Genomic DNA, 19,012 nt, shown 5'->3' on the forward strand with positions numbered 1-19,012 from the left:
CCGTTTACGATGGAAACATGACCGGTTCGAGCGCTGCCCAGGGCCCGGAATTCGATGGTGTGGCGCTGCCAGCCCCGCAGCTGGCACCGCTGACGCTTGATACCCAGTTGCGAACGGCTCTGAGCGTGCCTCAGGCCAACGCGCTGCTCAAAGCCTTCGGCATGGTGACCGTGAGCGATCTGCTCAGCCACTACCCGCGGGACTACGCCGACCGCGAGGTGCTCCGACCGCTGAATCAACTCACCCCCGGTGCCAATATCACCGTCATTGCCGACATTATTTCGGTGCACGAAAAGCGCATGGCGTCCCGTCCCGGCACCATCGTCGAGGTGGTCATTTCCGACGGCGGCGGCCAGTTCACCCTCACCTTTTTCGGAAAGAACAGCCAGGAGTGGCGCCTCAAACAATTGCGGCCCGGCCTGCGCGGTAGTTTCTCCGGCAAGGTGCGCATGTACAAAGGGGAGAGTCAATTGGCCAACCCCGCCTACAAAACCTTTGAGAGTGAAGAAGAAGAGGCCCTCCAAGACCCATCGCTGCGGCTGCGGCACAAGCCGCTCATTCCCATTTACGCGGCGACGGCCGCCGAGACCAGCTGGAACCTGCAGACCCTGATCGACCACGTACTCCGACGGGTGGGGCACCTGCCCGACCCCGTTCCCGACGATCTGCGGATGCAGCACGGCCTGCTCAACCACACCCAGGCCATCCACTGGATCCACAGTCCCGACAACCAAACAGAGTGGATGGCGGCCCAGGAAACGCTGCGGTTCACCGAGGCCTGGGTGTTGCAGTGTGCGCTCATGCAGCGGCACAGCCTGGCGCGGGAGCGCCGAACGCGCGCACGGGTACCCACACCCGGCGGGTACCTCGAGCGCTTTGACGCGGCCCTGCCGTTCGTACTCACGGTCGACCAAGAGATCTGTGCGGCAGAAATTGCCAATGACATGGCCCAGTCGGGCCCCATGAACCGCCTGCTGCAGGGTGAGGTGGGGTCGGGTAAGACCGTTGTCGCGCTGCGGGCCATGCTCGCCGTGGCCGACAGTGGCGGCCAGACGGCGCTCCTGGCACCCACCGAGGTGTTGGCCGGCCAACACCTGCGGTCGATTACCACCCTGCTCGGCCCCGATCTCGCGGCCGAGCTCATGCCCACCCTGCTCACCGGCAAACTCCCCGTCGCCCAGAAACGCAAGGCGCTGCTGCGCACCGTATCGGGGCAGTCGCGCATCGTGATCGGCACCCACGCTCTGCTCAGTGACACCGTGACCTTTTTCGATCTCGGTCTGGTCGTCATCGACGAGCAGCACCGGTTCGGTGTCGACCAGCGCGAAACCCTCCGGCTCAAAGGTGCAGAGCCTCCGCACGTACTCGTCATGACGGCCACGCCGATACCGCGCACCATCGCTATGACGGTGTTCGGCGACCTCGACGTGAGTACCATTCGTATGCTGCCGGCCGGGCGGCAGGGAATCACCAGCATCGTCGTGCCGCTGGCCGATCACCCGGACTGGTTTCAACGCATCTGGACCAAACTCGCCGAGGAACTCGCGCTGGGACGTCAGGGTTTCGTGGTGTGCCCGGCCATTTCCCCCGTCGAAATCGAAGAAGGCTTAGAGGCCGAACCGGAGACCGGGCCGGAAGAAAAGAAGATTCCGCTGGCCAATGTAGATACCGTGCACGAGCGGCTGCGCGATTTCGCACCGTTGGCCGGATACCGCATCGAGGTCCTGCACGGCCGAATGGCGAGCGACGAGAAAGACCGCATCATGCGCTCGTTCGCCGCCGGGGAGATCGACGTTCTCGTGGCGACAACGGTCATCGAGGTCGGTGTCGACGTGCCCAACGCCTCCGCCATGGTCGTGCTCGACGCTGATCGTTTCGGCGTGTCCCAACTGCACCAGTTGCGCGGCCGGGTCGGCCGGGGCGGTGTGCCCGGGCTGTGCCTGCTCGTCACCAATGCGCGGCTGGGGTCGCCGGCGCGCCAACGCATCGCCGATGTCGCCGCGACCCTCGATGGGTTTGTGCTCGCCGAACTCGATCTCGCGCTGCGCCGGGAGGGCGACGTGCTCGGTGACCTGCAATCCGGCGACGGCTCGAAATTGCGATTTCTGCGGGTCGCGGTCGACGGCGACATGATCGCCGAAGTGCGCCAGGCCGCGTACCACCTCGTGACGGGCGATCCGGGGATCCGAACCAACCCGGCGCTGCGCGAGGCAATTGCTCGCCGGTTGAACGAAACCGAACGCACCTGGCTGAACAAAGGCTGACGATGACGACTCGAAGCGGATGCACTGGGCAGCGCCGTTCAGGCTGGGGCAGTAGGGTGTGAACATGCGCAGGATCGCCGTTGTCCCTGGATCATTTGACCCCGTTACCCTGGGCCACTTGGACGTGATCGATCGCGCGGCCGGCCTGTTCGACGAACTCCATGTTCTTGTCGTGCACAACCCCGGCAAAACCGCCTTGTTGCCGATCAGTCAGCGTGTATCGCTGCTGGAATTGGCTATAAAAGAGGCTGGGCTCCCGACCAATATTGTGGTGGCTAGCTGGAGTGTGGGCTTGCTCGTTGACTACTGCATGGACGTGGGTGCCAGCGTGCTGGTGAAGGGCATCCGCTCACAGGTTGATGTGGCCTATGAGACGCCGATGGCGATTGTCAATCGCAATCTCGCCGCGGTCGAGACGGTCTTTCTCCTGCCGGATCCGGCGAATGCGCACGTCTCGAGCTCGCTGGTGCGGCAGGTGGCCGGCCTTGGCGGCGACGTCTCGCCCTACGTGCCGCGGGCGGTCGCACAATATCTGGAGCGTTCGCGGGTATGAACCGCAAACCGACTCGCTCTTCTGCGGAACTGCCGTCGGTTTCGCAGGTCGACGGCGAGTCGGCCGGTAATCTCAGTGAATTGCAGGCCGCCGGGCGTGCTATTGTGCGCAATGTCGAAACGGTCATTGACGGCAAGCCTGAAGCCGTGCAGATCGCTCTGACGGTTCTCCTGGCCGAGGGACACCTCCTGATCGAGGATGTTCCCGGTGTGGGCAAGACCATGCTCGCCAAGGCGCTCGCCCGGTCGGTGGACTGCACGGTCGGACGGATCCAGTTCACCCCCGACCTGTTGCCGTCCGACGTGACCGGGGTGTCCGTGTTCAACCAGGCCGAGCGCCGGTTTGAGTTCAAACCGGGACCGGTGTTTGCCAACATCGTCATCGGCGACGAAATCAACCGGGCCAGCCCGAAAACCCAGTCGGCCCTGCTGGAATCGATGGAGGAACGTCAGGTCACCGTTGACGGCGTGACCTATCCGCTGGCGCTGCCCTTCACCGTCATCGCCACCCAGAACCCGATAGAGATGGAGGGCACCTATGCTCTTCCGGAGGCGCAGCGCGACCGATTCATGGCTCGCATCTCCATGGGCTATCCCGATTCGGCAGCCGAGCTCGCGATGCTCGACTCGCGTGATACCGGCAGCCCGCTCGCCCAGATCTCGTCTGTCGTATCGGGAGGTGTCCTGCGCGAGATGATGCTTACGGCGCGGGCCGTTTTCGCCTCCGCCGCGGTCAAGGAATACGCGGTCGCCCTCGTTCGGGCCACCCGCGACGACCGCGAACTGCGCCTCGGGGGCAGCCCCCGGGCGACGCTCCAGCTGATTCGTGCGGCGAAAGCGCAGGCCGCGCTGAACGGTCGGGACTATGTGCTGCCCGATGACATCGATGCGCTGGCGGTGGCCGTTCTCGGCCACCGGTTGGTTCCCACGAGCCGGGCGCTCGGACACCATCACCAAGACAGCGGGCCGGTGATCGATGACATTGTGCGCCGCATCGTGGCCGACACACCCGTTCCGATCGGGGTATCCGCTCTGTCAAAAACGGTGCCGCCCGCATCCGCGCCGCCCATGCGCGCCATGCCGCCCCGTTCCGTTGGTTCCGCCCGAGAGCCCTAGTCATGGCTGCGCGCGGGATGAGAAGCTCGCAGTCGGCCGAAGCCGACTGGTTCGCCAGCGTGGCCGCCCGATTCGCCACGCGACTCACCCTGCGTGGCGGCGTCTTTCTCATCGCCGGAATCGTGTTCTTCGCCAACGGCGTGCTGGTGAACAGTCGCGACGTTCTGTTCGTGGCCAGCCTCCTGATCATGGCGCCACTGGTAGCCGCCGGGTTCGTGTCGCTGCGCCCGGCACGGGTAGAGGTTCTGCGGGGCTTTCGACCACCGATCGTGCCGGCCGGTGGCGAAAGTGTGGTCTCGCTGCAGGTGCGCAACCTTGCGGTGACCCCGCTGGGCGGTGCCTGGTGGGGCGATACCCCCTCGGCCGGTATCGATGCTCCGCCGGCTGCCGTCTTGCCGCTCATCGGCCGCACGGGCACGCCGGGAGACACCGTTTCGTTGCAATACTCCGTCGTACCGCGTGAGCGTGGCGTCTACGCCCTTGGCCCGCTGCGCGTATCGCGGCAAGACCCGTTCGGCTTCGCGCACAGTGAGCGATTCGCCGGGGCACCGCACGACCTGATCGTGACACCGCGGGTGACGCCCCTGCCGGGCAGCGGCCTCGCCCAGGCCAGCAACGACGGCGCAATCCGGGAATTGGTGCGGCAGGCCACCCCGACCTCCGACGAACTCATCGCTCGCGAATATCGGCCGGGCGACGCCCTCCGCCGGGTGAACTGGCCAGCCACCGCCCGGCACGGTGAGATCATGGTGCGGCAGGAGGAACAGCGCAGCAATCCCGAAGCCCGCATCGTGCTCGACACCACGCTGGCGGGCGCCGCCGGGCTGGGCGCCGGTCACGTTCCACCGCACCTCGTGGCCGCATTCGAACTGGAGATCGAGCTGGCAGCCTCCGTCGGTGTGCACCTGCTTGACGCCGGCTACCGCCTCGAGGCCATTGAACTGGGCGCCAGTCAGCTTGTACCGGGTGACCAATCATCGGTGGGCGGCCTGCACGGCGATGTTCCAGCCACCTTTCGCACACCCGGTGGCGACCGCGCGCTGCTGGAGGCCCTCGCGAGCGTGGTTCCGGTGCCGTGGCCGAGTCGCAGCGCGCGGCTGGCCGCAGCTCGTCGGGTGCCGATGCGGGCCGCCCTGCGCGGTGCGCAGGCCTCGGTGCCGACGTTCGCGATGCTCGTGAGTGTGTCTGAACCGGATGTCGACGATCTGGTCGCCCTGGCCCGGCACTGCGAACCGGCCGTCGCGTTCGTGCAACGCACGGTCACCGCCGCCGCCCGCGAGCGGCTGCAGGAGGCCGGCTGGACCTGTTGGGAACTCGCCACGGTCGAGGACCTGGTCTCGGCATGGAACGACCTGGCCGGGGAGCGAGGCGTGAGCCGTGACTAGTCTGGCTACCGAACCGGCCCCTCCCGCCGAAACCGTTCCGGAGCAACGTCGGGCACGCCCTCCGCGCGCGCCGCGCCGTCGGCGTGGGGGACGAGACGCCGCGCTGTGGCCGCTTTTCGTTAGCCAGTTGCTCCTGCTGCTCATCTGCTGCGCCGCACTCGGCCCCCTGCTGCGGGGGAGCGCCTGGTGGTGGGCCTGCGCTGTAGTCGCCACGGCCGTGCTGCTGGGCGCGGCAGTGTTTCGTCGCCTGGGGCTGAGTCGCCCGATTGTTCCGGTCGCCAACATGGCGGTGCTGGTGGGAACGATGACGGTGTTGTTCGGCGGTGGCACCGGACTGTTCTGGGTAATTCCGACACCGCAAACCGTGGGCGCTTTTCGCGGGCTGATCACCGCCGGAGGAGCCTCCGTCGCCCAACAGAGCACGCCGGCCGAGGTGACCGGCGGCATCCTCTTTCTGCTGGCCGGCGGTACCGGACTGATCGCCCTTGTGCTGGACCTGTTCACGGTGACCCTCCGGTGGCCCGCGATTGGTGCGCTGGGCGCAGCGGTGCCGGTGCTGGTGCCCGGCTTCATCATCGATGACGGCGCCGATGTCGCCGCCCTCACGGTGGCGGCCATCGCGTTCCTCGTGTTGCTGCGGGTGGATGTCTACGTGCGGCGCATGCAGCTGGCCACGCGTGCTCCGGCCGGACCCCACGAGCCGCGCACCTACCGGGCGGAACGGCCACGCGGCCCCGGGCCGATCGGGGGCGCGCTCACCGTCGGATCCCTGACGATCGTGGGTGCCCTGATTCTGAGTACGCTCGCGCCGGCGTTCACGGCGGGGGGCCTCGTTGGCGCCCGGCCCAGCGGATTATTGTTCGGCAGCGGGGTGAGCCCCATGATCAATCTGGGCCAGGACCTGCGCCGGCCCAAGGCCGGACCGGCCTTCCACTACACCTCGACCGGCACGGAGCAGCCGTATTTCACTCTGCTGACCCTCGACGAGGTCATCGGCCTGAACTGGACGGCGCGTATCGACGGGGCAGACACGCGCAACTCGATCGACGATATTCAGCGGCCGTTCGGGCTGGACGCCACCGTGGAGACCCTGGAAGCGTCGACGTCGGTGGTCATTGACGGCGTGAACAGCCACTGGCTGCCCGCACCGGCGCGAGCCACGAGCATCGAGGGGCTGCGCGGCCGGTGGTATTGGGACAGCCGCACCCGGGCCATCGCGAGCATCAACGCGAGCACGCTCGGTCAGAAATACACCGTCTCGTCGTTGGAGATCAAGCCGACCGCCGACCAGCTACGCCGATCCAGCGTCGACTATCCGGCGAGTGTCCTGGGCAATCTGCAGCTGCCGGTCGACCCGCCGCTGATCATCGAGGAAACGGCCCGGCAGGTCACGAAAGACGCCGCGACGAGCTATGACGCCGCGGTGGCCATGCAGACCTATTTGCGCAGCAGCGCCTTCACCTACGACACGGATGCGCCCGTCGATGACGGTTATGACGGCGGCGGCGTTGACGTGATCGGAGTGTTCCTCGACGTTAAGCGCGGCTACTGCGTGCACTTCGCTGCGACTATGGCCGCGATGGCGCGCGCCATCGGCATTCCGTCACGGGTGTCGCTCGGGTACCTGCCCGGCGTGAAGTCTCAGGACCTCGCCCAGGGGCGAGGGCGCTACGACGTTGATTCGCACGACCTGCACGCCTGGCCGGAGTTGTACTTCGTCGGTATCGGCTGGGTGAAATTCGAACCGACACCCGGCCGCGGCACCGTGCCCAACTACGAGCAGACAGCGGATGCCGGCACGCCGACGACCCTGCCCGGTGGAGTCGCCGCGCCCGGCGCGCCCGGACTCAGCCCCGACCGGCTCGCCGACGATTCGGCCCTCGAACGCGGTGCGGCGGCGCAGAGCGCGACGAACAGTGGCCTGCTGGGCGTTATCGGCTACAGCGCGCTGGGCCTGCTCGTGCTGTTGCTGCCGGGAACAATCAGACGGATGCTGCGGCGTTCGCGCGTGCGCCGCATCCGCTCTGGAGAGGCCGGCGGTGCCCTGGCCTGGATCGAGCTGCAGCACACCAGCCGAGATCACGGCATAGCGGTGTTGGTCACCGAAACTCCGCGTGCGTTCGCGAAGCGCCTGCTGCACCTCGGCACGCTCGATCCGGTCACCGCGGCGGCGCTCGAACGGGTGCTGCTGGCAGTGGAGCGGTCCCGGTATGACCGCCCGCCCACTCGGCCGTCTGCTCAATCGGTTGCGCGGGAGGACGACCCGGCATGGGCCCTCGCCGACGATCTCATCCGGGTGCTGGGCGCGGTGCACGCGGGGGCACGCGTCGGCATCCGTCTGCGCGCCACGATCGTGCCCACCTCGCTGTTTGCCGGGCTCGGTGCGGTACTGCGCGGGGAACGACGAGCCAGGCCCAGCACCCCCTGAACTGCGCCAACAGGCAGAGCGCGTAGAATATACGACCGTGACTAAGTTCAAGAAGACGCCGTACACGGTCGACGTGCGTGACCTCATCAACCGTCCAGGCACCATGCACGAGATTCATCTCGATATCGTGGTTCCCGATGACCTCGGCGCCGGCCTCGTGGCAGTGAAAGCCGGATCGACCCTGTCGACTGAGCTGCGCCTTGAGGCGATGCACGAGGGAATTCTAGTGAGCATCGAGGTGTACGCACGGGCGTTGGGCGAGTGCGGCCGGTGCCTTAAAGACATCGACCTGCCGGTTCGAGTTCATTTTGCCGAGCTTTTCGGTTATCCTCAGGAGGAAGCCTTCGAGTTTGAGATTTTGGACGACCATGTCGATTTGGAATCTTTGATCCGGGACGCGGTAGTGTTATCACTTCCGTTCCAGCCGGTATGTCGGCGGGATTGCCCTGGTCTTGACAGTGAGACCGGACAGCCGCTTGCCGAACTACCTGAACTCGTTTCCGACGAGAGCTACGATCCCCGGTGGTCAGCGCTGGCTGGGTTTACGGCTTCCACAGACAAAGACATGGATGCGGACATCCATGTTTCAGACAGCAGAGAAGAGAAGTAGTCATGGCAGTTCCGAAGCGCAAGATGTCGCGTTCCAACACTCACTCGCGTCGCGCGCAGTGGAAGGCCACGCCTCCCACCCTCGTGAAGACCATGGAGGGTGGCAAGGTTGTCTACAGCCTGCCGCACCGCGCCAAGGTCGTCACCGACTCCACCGGTACCCCGATGTTCATGGAATACAAGGGCCGCAAAGTCGCCGACGTTTAAGACACTTCTTCTCACTAGGCCGCGCAATCGGTCGATGAAGATGTACAGATGAAAAACGCGAGTACCGAGCGGTCGCCCCTGTTGGCGACCCTCGGCGTGCAGATTGAACCGGTGATTCTGGAGCTTGCTCTGACGCACCGGTCTTTTGCGTACGAAAATGGCGGTATCCCCACCAACGAGCGTCTCGAATTTCTCGGCGACTCGATCCTGGGGCAGGCTGTCACGGTCATGCTGTACCGCACCTACCCGGATCTTGACGAGGGACACCTGGCCAAGCGTCGGGCCAGCCTCGTGTCGACGGCTGCTCTCGCGCAGATCGCCCGCGGCCTCGGGCTGGGGGAATTCATCCGTCTCGGACGCGGTGAAATTCTTACCGGCGGGCGCGATAAAGCGTCGATCCTGGCAGACACCGTCGAAGCGCTGATCGGCGCTACCTTTCTCGACGCCGGTGGCGAAGTCGCCACCGCGTTCGTGCTGCGTCTGATCGAGCCGCTGCTGGCCGAACCAGGCCATTTCGGGGTGTCGATGGACCCGAAAACGAGCCTGCAGGAACTCGCCGCGCGTGTGGGCGCCGGCGTTCCCGTTTACACGCTCGAAGCCAGCGGGCCAGACCACTCGAAGGAATTCGTCGCGACCGTCGTTGTCGGCTCGACCGTGACGGCGCAGGGTGTTGGTCCCAGCAAGAAATTCGCCGAGATGGCCGCTGCCCGCGACGCCATCGACCAACTCACCGCGCTGTAGTCGCGCCTGGCATGCCGGAACTTCCCGAAGTCGAGGTCGTGCGCGCCGGCCTGGAGCCGGCGGTGACCGGCGCTACCGTGGCCGGCATTGAGATCTTCGACGAGCGATCCTTGCGCCGCCATGCGCCGGCCGCCGGATCCTTCACCGACCTGCTGCGCGGGCGGCAAATTCTTGCCGCCGTACGCCGCGGCAAATTTCTGTGGCTACCCCTCGATAGCGGTCGCGCCGTGGTCATCCACCTCGGCATGAGCGGCCAGGTGCTGCTGCGCACACCGGGCGCCGCGGCGGATCGCATGTTGCGTATCCGCTTGGCGCTGGAACACCCGAGCCACGGCGAGCTGTGGGTCAACTTCGTCGATCAGCGCATCTTCGGGAGCATGGCCGTCGACGCCCTGGTACCGACCGCTGACCACAGGCCGGGCGGCTATTCGGGCGCGGTCGAAGCGGATGCCGCCTGGCGGAACCGCCTGCCGTCGCAGGTCGCGCACATTGCTCGCGACCCGATCGACCCGTCATTTTCGGCGCCCGCCTTTTTCGCCGCTCTGGCCCGCAAGAACACCGGCATCAAGCGAGCGTTGCTTGATCAGAACCTGATCAGCGGAATCGGAAATATCTACGCCGATGAAGCGCTGTTCGCCGCGCGCATCCACTATGAGCAGCCGGCTGCGTCGCTGTCGCCCGCGAAGGCCCGGGCGTTGCTCGCGGCCGTGCGCACCATCTTGCACCGCGCTCTCGCCGAGGGCGGTACCAGCTTCGACGCCCAATACGTGAACGTGAACGGGCAGTCCGGCTATTTCGCGCACAGCCTGGAGGCTTACGGCCGGCAGGGCACACCGTGCTCCCGGTGCGGCACGTTGTTGGTGCGCGAGCAGTTCATGAACCGCGGCTCGCACTTCTGCCCGCGCTGCCAGCGACTGCGCTAGGGCGCCGCCCACACCTGGGTTTGCCGGTAGGGCAGCCGCCCACGGCCCGAGGTGGTGCGAGCGCGCGGGAGCTGTGCCCGTGCGCGGGACTTCCGGCACCGAAGCTGTTGAAGCCCGTCACGCTGCGCGGGGGTTGCGCCAGTGCGCGGGAGTTCGAGTCTGGCCAGAGCTCCCGCGCCGCGCAGTGCGCGGGAGCTGCGCCAGTGCGCGGGGTTTGCGCCTCGCGCGCAGCGGCGCAGCTCCCGCGCAGCCTCGCCGGGGGCACCGCCGATCTCAGGGTGGGGCGTGCGCATGCGCACACTCTGAGGCGTGAGCGTGCGCACCTCATGATTCGGCGGGGGAGGGCACAACGCGCTTCCAGGCGCCCTCGTGGCCCATCGGCACGAAGCCGAGCGCCTCATTGACGTCGAGCATGTGCCGGTTCTCTTCGGCGTTGAAGGTTATGACCGACGGATGCCCCGGGCTCTCCTGCGTGAGGTATTCCAGGTTCGCCGTCTTCAGCAGCATGCCGAGGCGGTTGCCACGGTGCTCGCGCAGCACGAGGGTGTCTTCCTGGCCCACAGCACGATCCATTTCCGCCGGCACCGACAGCTGGGTGAACGCGACGAGGTGGCCGCTCGGCTCATGCACTGCGGCCGCGGTGAGAATGCGCCGCGGGCTGAAGCCGCGGGAATGTTCCTCGTCGACGAGGCGCTCGGCGGTCCACACGTCTTCGGGCTCCTCCAAGCCCGCCGTGGGGGCATCGGCGCTCATCCGGGTAAAGAGCACCGCGAGGTCGTCGCGCCAGCGCGGGGGGGTCGCCTCACTCCAGCAGCGCACGGTGTAATCGCGGCCGGCGCGCGCAGCGGCATCCGCTCGGAACCGGCGAATTACGTTCTGGTCAGCGGGCAGGGCGAGGCGGCTGCCGCGCTCCACCTGTTCGAGCCGGTAGCCGCGGGCGAGCAGAAACCGCACCTCGGGGTTGCCGCGCGGAACCGAACCGAAACCGGTCGGTGCGGTCAGGCGTTCGCCCGAAGCATCCGCGGACGCCGTGTAGACGATGAGCTCGTGCCGGTTTTCGGTGGCGGCCAGTTCTTCGATCCGGTCGGCCAGGGCACTGCCGATGCCCCGGCCACGCCACTGCGGCAGCACCTGCACGCCAACCCAGGCGTGGTCGTCGGTCTGGTCCAGCACGGTTTCGTAGGTCGCACGTCCTACGATCGTGCCACCGGCTCGGGCAACGAGCATGCGTTTCGGGTCGTATCGAGTGTTGAGCCAGACCGGAAGCAGCTCGGCAGCCGAAAAATTCAGCTCGTCGGTGCCGAATCCCGCCGTCTCGACGATATTGCGCAGTGCGGCCACTGCCTCAAAGTCGGCCCAGCCGGGCGCAGCCGGCCCTGCCGGAATGACGAGTTCATCGATGGTAAAGCCGCTCATGCTGCGCCAGAGTAGTCGTGCGGCACGGTCCTGTACACAACGGCTGGCCACTTTTAGGACCGACTGCGATCCCGGCCGACAACCGTCGGAATCGCACGGCGCAGTCCCCGGCCGTGCACGCCACACTGCGCGATAAGCGGATGTCCCGGCCAGTGTCGGTGGGGCACGGTACCGTTGAATCAGCCCGGAATACAACCGCGGCCGACCGAGCGAAAGGGTGCGCGTTGTATTTGAAGAGCCTCACCCTCAAGGGGTTCAAATCGTTCGCCCAACCGACGACGTTCGCGTTCGAACCCGGCGTCACCTGCGTGGTCGGCCCAAACGGGTCGGGCAAATCCAACGTCGTCGACGCGCTCGCCTGGGTGATGGGTGAGCAGGGTGTGAAGACCCTGCGTGGCGGCAAGATGGAAGACGTCATTTTCGCCGGCACGTCGACCCGTGGCCCGCTCGGTCGAGCCGAGGTCACCCTCACCATTGACAACGCCGACGGCGCCCTGCCGATCGACTACTCCGAAGTCACCATTTCACGCACGCTGTTTCGCAACGGCGCGAGTGAATACGCCATCAACGGGCGCACCTGCCGGCTGCTCGACGTGCAGGAACTGCTCAGCGACTCCGGCCTCGGCCGAGAGATGCACGTCATTGTCGGGCAGGGACAGCTCGACGCCGTGCTGGGCGCCACCCCCGAAGAACGTCGCGGCTTCATCGAAGAAGCGGCCGGTATCCTTAAACACCGACGCCGCAAAGAGAAAACCCTGCGCAAGCTCGATGCGATGCAGACCAACCTCACGCGGCTGAGTGACCTCGCCGGGGAGATTCGCCGCCAGCTCAAACCACTCGGCCACCAGGCCGAAATTGCCCGCGAGGCGCAGACCATTGCCGCCGTCGTACGCGACGCCAGGGCCCGCCTTTTGGCCGATGACGTGGTCACGCTGCGCACCGCGCTCGATGCTCACAATCGCACCGAGAGCGAACGGCACACCGAACGGGTCGTGCTGCAGGAACAGCTCTCGCAGAAGCAGGTGCGGGTGCAACGACTCGAACTCGCCCAGGTGGGCGATGCCGTCGATCTGGCCCGCCGCACCAGCTATGGGCTCGAATCGGCGCAGGAACGTTTGCGTAGCCTCTACACGCTCGCCAACCAACGACTGGCCTTGCTGGGTGCGCAGGCCGAATCCACCGGCCGGGTCTCGAGTGTCACACCCACCATGCTGACCGAGGCCGCGGCCGAGGTCGAGCAGTTGCGCGCCGGCATCGAGGTGGCCGACATCGCGTGGGGCGGCGCCCGCGAGCAGAGTACGCTCGCGCGTTCGCGGCTCGACGCGGTCGACGAAGACATTGCGGCGCAGGCCGCCCTCATTTCCCGACATGACCTCGAAATTTCACAGCTGACCGGGCAATCCCAGACCGCGGCATCGCGGCTCGCCGCGCTGCGCGGCGAACAGCTGCGCCAGCAGAATGCCCTCGACGCGGCGACGGACCGCAGCCGACAGGCGCAGCAGACGCTTGCGGAGCTGGAGTCGACGATGCCCTCCGATGAACTCGATTCGGCTGAACTCTCACAGGCTGACCTGGCCCGGTCATTTGAGTTGGCCTTCGAACAGGCGCAGGCCGCGGTGCAGAGCGCGGAGGGCGAGGTGGAGCGACTGCGCGACGAATTGCACCAGCTCGAACGGGACCGCGACGCCCAGGCTGCCCGCCACGGGGCGTTTTCGCTCGCACTCGACCAGAAAGACGGCTCGTCCGAGCTGTTGGAAGCGCGGCTGGCCGGTATTCGTGGCCTGGTGGCCGAGCATGTGCGCGTCCAATCCGGGTTCGAGGCGGCGATCGCGGCTGCTCTCGGGTCACTCGCTGACGCCGTACTGGCCGAGAATCGTGACGCCGCCCTCGACGCGATCGTGCGCGCTGAGCTAGACGGCTTCGGGCGGGTGGAACTCATCGTGGCCGATGGCGTGGCCGATGGCGTGGCCGATGGCGTGGCCGACGCCGTTGACCCGGCCGCCGGCACCGATCATCTCGACCTGCCGGCAGGTATCCGCTGGGCGAGCGACGTTGTTGACGCACCGGCCGGGGTGCGCGGCCTGCTCGCGCAGACCATTATCGCCGACGATCTGGCGCTGGCCCGTGACGGCCAACTGCCCGACGGTCTCACCGTCATCACCCGGGCGGGCGAGGTTGTCAGCCGGTGGGTCGTGCGCGGTGGTTCCGGGGCTCGGCAGAGCAAACTCGAACTCGTCGCCGAACGCGACACCGCTGCTGAGAAGCTCGCTACCGTGACCTCCCGGATCGAGCGGGTGAGGTTCGATTTCACCGAACAGCGCACACTGTTACACGCGTACAAGGGGCAGGCCGTGAGCGCGCGCGCGGCCCTGCGGGATTTCGAAACTCAGCTGGCCGCCCGCACCGAACGAAGAGGACGACTCGTCGTGCAGGCCGATGCCGCTGCCGCCGACCGTGACCGAGTCACCGCCGCGCTCGGGCTGGCGACGGGCGCCGTGGTCGAAGCCGAATCCCTCGCTGCAGACGCCGCCGCCGCGCTCGTGACGGCTCAGTCACAGCCGCGCCCCATCCTTGACGCCTCCGTGCGTGAGGCGCTGTACCTCGAACTTGAAGTTGCCCGCGAGACCGAGGTCGAGGCCCGATTGCAGGTTGAAACCGCCCGGGAACGCGTGCGTGCGGGCGAGTTGCAGCTGAAGACTCTCACCCACCAGCTCGAAACCGAGAAAACGGCAGCAGCCGCCGCGGCCCGCCGTGCCGTGATCCGCCGCCGTCAAGTGGATGCCGCCACCCGCGTCGCCGAAGCGCTTCCCGGTGTGCTCGCTGCGGTCGATCGTTCGGTGTCCGAGGCGCGGCTTCGTTTGGCCAGTGCTGAAGCCGAACGGGCCAGCCAAAACACCGAGCTGCAGCAGCTGCGACGGGACGAAAACACCCTGCGCGATCGCCTTGCCTCGATCACCGAGAATGTGCACGGCCTGGAACTCGAAATTTACGAAAAGAAACTGCACCTCTCGGCACTGCTCGAACGGGCCGGCAGCGAACTCGGTTTGACCGAAGACGTGCTGGTCGACGAATACGGTCCCGACCAGCTCAGTCCGTCCGACGGCTCCACGGGGGATGATGCGGGGGGCGGCATCCGCTTCGATCGGGCCGAGCAGCAGAAACGGTTCGCGTCGGCCGAACGCAAGCTCGCACGGCTCGGCCGGGTCAACCCGCTCGCGCTGGAAGAATTTGCCGCGTTGGAGCAGCGGCACCGGTTTCTCACCGAGCAGCTCACCGATCTCACCGAGACCCGGCGCGACCTGCTCACCATCATCGCCGACATCGACGAGAAGATGCAGACCATCTTCTCCGCCGCGTTCGACGATACCCAGACGGCCTTTGCCGAGGTGTTCCCCGTGCTTTTTCCCGGCGGCAGCGGCAGTATCTGGCTCACCGACCCCGACGACCTGCTCACTACCGGTATCGAGGTATCGGTCAAACCGGCCGGCAAAAAGATTGAACGCCTGTCGCTCCTCTCCGGCGGCGAACGGTCGCTGGCCGCCGTGGCACTCCTGATCGCGATCTTCAAGGCTCGTCCCAGCCCGTTCTACATCATGGACGAGGTCGAAGCGGCCCTCGACGATGCCAACCTCGGCCGTCTCCTCACCATTTTCGATGACCTGCGCGAGTCCAGCCAGCTCATCGTGATCACCCACCAGAAACGCACCATGGAAATAGCGGATGCCCTCTACGGCGTCAGCATGCGCCAGGACGGGGTGAGCGCCGTGGTCGGTCAGCGCGTCGGACCGCGCGTCGATCAGCACGCCGACCGGGCTGGCGCACCCCGGGTCGACCAGCGGGAGGCTGCGGCGGCGTCCTGACCGCGCTGTGACTTCAGCCCTGCGGCGGCAGTGCCGAGATGACGGGGTGGTCTTTGGCGAGCACGCCCACTTTGGCCGCGCCGCCCGGGGAGCCGATGTCGTCGAAAAATTCGACGTTGGCCTTGTAGTAGTCGGCCCACTGCTCGGGCAGGTCGTCTTCGTAGTAGATGGCCTCGACCGGGCAAACCGGTTCGCAGGCGCCACAGTCGACGCACTCATCGGGGTGAATGTAGAGCGAGCGTTCGCCCTCATAAATGCAGTCCACCGGGCATTCGTCGATGCAGGCACGATCTTTCACATCAACGCAGGGCAGAGCGATCACATAGGTCACAGTGTCAGCAACGCTTCCGTGCGGGAGATCTCGACCTGTTCGGCGCGGGAAATCACCTTGATGCGCTCCCGGCCGGGATGGGCCAGATCCTGCGAACCGAGCAACTGCTCGTGCGCGTCCAGGGCGCGCCAGCCGGCCCAGGTGGTGAATTCCACTCCGCGTTGCTCAAGCAGCGCCAGAATCGCATCCGGCGCTGAGTCGGGGCTTTCGATCGTGTCGCCGGCGACGAGCGCGGGCAGGTCGGCGACGAGGCGGGTCACGGTCTCTAGGGCATCGCCCTTGGTGTGGCCGATGAGGCCCACCGGGCCGCGCTTGATCCATCCGGTGGCATACAGGCCGGCGATCGGTTCACCGGATGCGTCGAGCACCCGCCCGCCGTCGTTGGGAATGACACCGCGTACCGTGTCGAACGGCACCTCCGTGAGGGCACTGCCGCGATAGCCGACCGCGCGATACACGGCCTGCACCGGGTAGTCGACGATCTGTCCGGTGGCGCGCACGTTGCCGTCTCCGGTGTGTTCGGTGCGTTCAAAGCGGATGCCTTCCACCCGTCCGTCGCCGTACACCTCGAGCGGCGCGTGCATGAAGTGCAGGTGCAGGCGGCGTGAGGCGCCGAGCGGGGCGCGGGTCAGCCATCCGTTGAGCGTACGAGTCATGATTTTGACCTGGTTGTTGCTGGCCACGAGCTGTTCGCTGAACGAATCGGGTGTGAAATCTTCGGCGTAGACGACGAGGTCGACGTCGGGAATATCGGCCAGTTCCCGCAGCTCGATCGGGGTGAATTTCACCTGCGACGGACCGCGCCGGCCGAAGACGTGCACGTCGGTCACGGGGGAGCCGGCCAGCCCGGCGTACACCGAAGCGGGAATGTCGGTGCTGAGCAGGTCGTCGGCGTGCTTGGCGAGAATGCGCGCCACGTCGAGGGCCACGTTGCCGTTGCCGATCACGGCCACGTCGGTGGCGTCGAGCGGCCATTCCAATGGCACGTCGGGATGGCCGTCGTACCACGACACGAAGTCGGCGGCGCCGAACGAGCCGGGCAGATCGATGCCGTCGATGACGAGAGGTGCGTCGTGAATGGCGCCGGTCGCGAAGATGACCGCGTGGTAGTGCTCGCGCAAATCGGCCAGGGTGAGGTCGGTGCCGTAGCTGACGTTGCCGATGAAACGCATGTTGCCTGCGTCGAGCATCTCCTGCAACGATTTGACGATTCCCTTGATGCGCGGGTGGTCGGGGGCTACGCCGTATCGAATCAATCCGTACGGGGCGGGCAGCGCGTCGAACAGGTCGATGGCCACCGTGTGGCCAGCCTCCAGCACGAGCCGGTTCAGAATGTTGCCGGCGTAGATGCCGGCCGGCCCGGCGCCGATGATGGCAACACGCAGGGCGGAGGGAGCGGGGGTCATAACAGGCCTTTCACGATGAAACAGAATCAGTAAGACAGAACAAGAGTGGATGCGAGCCGGCGCAGCCGGGTCAGCGCAGGCCGGCCGCCATCAGTCCGCGGCGGCGCAGCAGGCGACGTTCGACCGGAGCGAAGACGACGAGCTCGACCAGAATGCCCACGAACAGGATGACCAGAATCGTCGCGAGCACGCCGGAGAGGTCGGCGAGCTCCCGGCTCTGCTGCAGCATCGAGCCCAGGCCGAACCCCATCGTGCCGCCCATGGCAATGATCTCAGCTGCCATCAGCGAACGCCAGGCGAAGGCCCAGCCCTGCTTGAGGCCGGAGAAATAACCCGGAAGGGCCGCTGGCAGCACCACGAGGGTGGCCATTTCGAAGCGGGAGGCGCCGAGCACCGTGCCCACGCGCCGCAACTGCGGTGGAATCTGATCGACTCCCGAGACCAGCCCGTTGGCGATCGAGGGCACCGCGCCCATCAAAACGACGAAGTACACGGTGGCATCGGTGAGGCCGAACCAGATAATCGCGGCCGGCACCCAGGCGACCGAGGGGAGCACCTGAAGCCCGGAGAGCAGCGGGCCGAGAGCGCGTCGCACCGGACGGCATTCGGCCAGCAGCAGCCCGATCGGGGTGCCGATGGCCACGGCGATGAGAAATCCGAGGCCGCCGCGCTCGATGCTGGTCAGAACGGCGATCTGCAGGCGGTCGCTCGACCAGGCGCTGGCGAGGGCCTCGAACACGTCGAACGGGCCGGGGATGAGATCCGGGCGGGGCTTGGCCACCACAATGTAGGCCTGCCAGGCCGCGACCAGAATGATGAGCAACAGAACGGGCGGCAGGAGACCATCGAGAGTACGCCGAAAAGCCCCGCGGGGCGTTTCGGGTACGGCCTGCAGCGAGTCCAGGCCCGCTTCGAGGCGCCGTAGCTCGTCGTGGTCGGGATCGTGCCCCGGTGCGGTGTCGGTACGAGACTCAACTGGCATTGCGGCGGATCTCCTCTCGCAGCTGGTCGGTGATTTCGTCGCCCAGACGGGCCACTTCGGGGGACTCGATCCGACGTGAACCGGTATCGGTGATGGTCCACTCATTCACGATGCGGCCGGGGCGGGACGACATCAACAGGATGCGTTCGCCCAGCCGAGCGGCCTCCCGCACGTTGTGGGTGACGAACACGATGGTGCGACCGGTCTGACGCCAGACCCGCTCCAACTCTTCGTGCAGCAGGTCACGGGTGATGGCGTCAAGCGCGGCGAACGGTTCATCCATGAGCAGAACCTTGCGGTCCTGGGCCAGGGAACGGGCCAGCGCGACGCGCTGCCGCATGCCGCCGGAGAGTTCATGCGGGCGTTTATCGGCGGCATCGGCGAGGTTGACCAAGTCGAGCAGTTCCCGTGCGGCCGCACGGCGTTTCGGTCGGGCCAGGCCCGCCAATTTGAGGGCGAGCTCGATATTGCGGCCGGCGGTCAGCCACGGAAACAGGGCTGCGTCTTGAAACATGACGGCCGCCTTCCCGCTCGCCACGGTCACGGTGCCCTCGCTCGGTTTCTCCAAACCGGCAATGATGTTCAGCAACGTGGACTTGCCGCATCCGCTCGCCCCGAGCAGGCAGACGAACTGGCCGGCTTCGATCGACAAATTGATGTTGTCGAGTACGAGCCCTCCAGTGCCGTAGCGCTTGCCGAGGGCGTCGATCGTGATCGCGGCGGGCCCCGCGCTTCGCCCGATGATCGGTGCAGCGGCCGGCGTCGCCTCGACCGCGATGCCGCCCACGACCG

At 66.6% G+C, this 19,012-nt stretch carries 15 protein-coding genes; 10 read left to right on the top strand and 5 right to left on the bottom strand.

The genetic code is table 11. The features are described from left to right. Window positions 1–17: 17 nt before the first annotated feature. The 9 genes from QMK22_RS07525 to mutM all read left to right on the top strand — a co-directional run bounded on the left by QMK22_RS07525 (window position 18) and on the right by mutM (window position 10,225). Window positions 18–2,264: an ATP-dependent DNA helicase RecG gene (locus QMK22_RS07525; RefSeq protein ID WP_283496995.1), complete on the top strand. Its 2,247-nt coding sequence runs from the start codon at window positions 18–20 to the stop codon at window positions 2,262–2,264. Window positions 2,265–2,328: 64 nt separating this feature from the next. Next, window positions 2,329–2,817, top strand: coding sequence for a pantetheine-phosphate adenylyltransferase (gene coaD / locus QMK22_RS07530; RefSeq protein ID WP_283496996.1), 489 nt, complete (start codon window positions 2,329–2,331; stop codon window positions 2,815–2,817). Then, entirely contained in the window at window positions 2,814–3,932 is a 1,119-nt protein-coding gene (locus tag QMK22_RS07535) for an AAA family ATPase (RefSeq protein WP_283496997.1), read from the top strand. Before coaD ends, QMK22_RS07535 begins: the two co-directional genes overlap by 4 nt. A gap of 17 nt (window positions 3,933–3,949) precedes the next feature. Next, window positions 3,950–5,317 carry a DUF58 domain-containing protein gene (locus tag QMK22_RS07540; RefSeq protein ID WP_283496998.1) on the top strand — a complete coding sequence of 456 codons (1,368 nt, stop codon included), beginning with the start codon at window positions 3,950–3,952 and terminating at the stop codon, window positions 5,315–5,317. After that, window positions 5,310–7,745: a transglutaminase TgpA family protein gene (locus QMK22_RS07545; protein WP_283496999.1), complete on the top strand. Its 2,436-nt coding sequence runs from the start codon at window positions 5,310–5,312 to the stop codon at window positions 7,743–7,745. Before QMK22_RS07540 ends, QMK22_RS07545 begins: the two co-directional genes overlap by 8 nt. Window positions 7,746–7,782: 37 nt before the next feature. Beyond that, window positions 7,783–8,355 carry a YceD family protein gene (locus QMK22_RS07550; RefSeq protein ID WP_283497000.1) on the top strand — a complete coding sequence of 191 codons (573 nt, stop codon included), beginning with the start codon at window positions 7,783–7,785 and terminating at the stop codon, window positions 8,353–8,355. A 2-nt stretch (window positions 8,356–8,357) separates the two neighbouring features. Beyond that, window positions 8,358–8,561 carry a 50S ribosomal protein L32 gene (gene rpmF, locus QMK22_RS07555; RefSeq protein WP_283497001.1) on the top strand — a complete coding sequence of 68 codons (204 nt, stop codon included), beginning with the start codon at window positions 8,358–8,360 and terminating at the stop codon, window positions 8,559–8,561. A 48-nt stretch (window positions 8,562–8,609) separates the two neighbouring features. Then, the gene (gene rnc, locus QMK22_RS07560; protein WP_283497002.1) at window positions 8,610–9,302 is read left to right on the top strand and encodes a ribonuclease III; all 693 of its coding nucleotides are present in this window, start codon (window positions 8,610–8,612) and stop codon (window positions 9,300–9,302) included. Between the two features lie 11 nt (window positions 9,303–9,313). Continuing rightward, entirely contained in the window at window positions 9,314–10,225 is a 912-nt protein-coding gene (mutM, locus tag QMK22_RS07565) for a bifunctional DNA-formamidopyrimidine glycosylase/DNA-(apurinic or apyrimidinic site) lyase (protein ID WP_283497003.1), read from the top strand. Window positions 10,226–10,549: 324 nt separating this feature from the next. Here mutM and QMK22_RS07570 read toward each other — a convergent pair whose 3' ends face one another. Then, window positions 10,550–11,641 (bottom strand): GNAT family N-acetyltransferase, encoded by a 1,092-nt coding sequence (locus QMK22_RS07570; RefSeq protein ID WP_283497004.1) that lies wholly within the window; start codon window positions 11,639–11,641, stop codon window positions 10,550–10,552. 224 nt (window positions 11,642–11,865) lie between these two features. Here QMK22_RS07570 and smc point away from each other — a divergent pair, with 224 nt between their 5' ends. Next, window positions 11,866–15,501 (top strand): chromosome segregation protein SMC, encoded by a 3,636-nt coding sequence (gene smc, locus QMK22_RS07575; protein WP_283497005.1) that lies wholly within the window; start codon window positions 11,866–11,868, stop codon window positions 15,499–15,501. A gap of 13 nt (window positions 15,502–15,514) precedes the next feature. Here smc and fdxA read toward each other — a convergent pair whose 3' ends face one another. The 4 genes from fdxA to QMK22_RS07595 all read right to left on the bottom strand — a co-directional run bounded on the left by fdxA (window position 15,515) and on the right by QMK22_RS07595 (window position 18,935). Beyond that, on the bottom strand, window positions 15,515–15,832 hold the full coding sequence (gene fdxA / locus QMK22_RS07580; RefSeq protein ID WP_283497006.1) for a ferredoxin: 318 nt from the start codon (window positions 15,830–15,832) through the stop codon (window positions 15,515–15,517). Further along, a complete protein-coding gene (locus tag QMK22_RS07585; RefSeq protein WP_283497007.1) occupies window positions 15,829–17,238 on the bottom strand; it encodes an FAD-dependent oxidoreductase in 1,410 nt (469 codons plus the stop codon). Before QMK22_RS07585 ends, fdxA begins: the two co-directional genes overlap by 4 nt. Window positions 17,239–17,308: 70 nt before the next feature. Further along, complete coding sequence (locus tag QMK22_RS07590; protein ID WP_283497008.1) at window positions 17,309–18,220, bottom strand: ABC transporter permease; 912 nt, start codon at window positions 18,218–18,220, stop codon at window positions 17,309–17,311. Beyond that, window positions 18,210–18,935, bottom strand: a complete 726-nt coding sequence (locus QMK22_RS07595) for an ABC transporter ATP-binding protein (protein ID WP_283497121.1) — start codon at window positions 18,933–18,935, stop codon at window positions 18,210–18,212. The genes QMK22_RS07590 and QMK22_RS07595 overlap by 11 nt, the downstream gene beginning before the upstream one ends. Between the last annotated feature and the right edge of the window lie 77 nt (window positions 18,936–19,012).

The sequence above is a fragment of the Cryobacterium sp. PH29-G1 genome (assembly GCF_030063365.1).
Taxonomy (GTDB): Bacteria; Actinomycetota; Actinomycetes; order Actinomycetales; family Microbacteriaceae; genus Cryobacterium.

Excerpts from the sequence above, each read along its gene's own strand:
- QMK22_RS07525 (WP_283496995.1), top strand. The coding sequence starts at position 18 with ATGACCGGTTCGAGCGCTGCCCAGGGCCCGGAATTCGATGGTGTGGCG.
- coaD (WP_283496996.1), top strand. The coding sequence starts at position 2,329 with ATGCGCAGGATCGCCGTTGTCCCTGGATCATTTGACCCCGTTACCCTG.
- QMK22_RS07535 (WP_283496997.1), top strand. The coding sequence starts at position 2,814 with ATGAACCGCAAACCGACTCGCTCTTCTGCGGAACTGCCGTCGGTTTCG.
- QMK22_RS07540 (WP_283496998.1), top strand. The coding sequence starts at position 3,950 with ATGAGAAGCTCGCAGTCGGCCGAAGCCGACTGGTTCGCCAGCGTGGCC.
- rpmF (WP_283497001.1), top strand. The coding sequence starts at position 8,358 with ATGGCAGTTCCGAAGCGCAAGATGTCGCGTTCCAACACTCACTCGCGT.
- rnc (WP_283497002.1), top strand. The coding sequence starts at position 8,610 with ATGAAAAACGCGAGTACCGAGCGGTCGCCCCTGTTGGCGACCCTCGGC.
- mutM (WP_283497003.1), top strand. The coding sequence starts at position 9,314 with ATGCCGGAACTTCCCGAAGTCGAGGTCGTGCGCGCCGGCCTGGAGCCG.
- QMK22_RS07570 (WP_283497004.1), bottom strand. The coding sequence starts at position 11,641 with ATGAGCGGCTTTACCATCGATGAACTCGTCATTCCGGCAGGGCCGGCT.
- QMK22_RS07585 (WP_283497007.1), bottom strand. The coding sequence starts at position 17,238 with ATGACCCCCGCTCCCTCCGCCCTGCGTGTTGCCATCATCGGCGCCGGG.
- QMK22_RS07590 (WP_283497008.1), bottom strand. The coding sequence starts at position 18,220 with ATGCCAGTTGAGTCTCGTACCGACACCGCACCGGGGCACGATCCCGAC.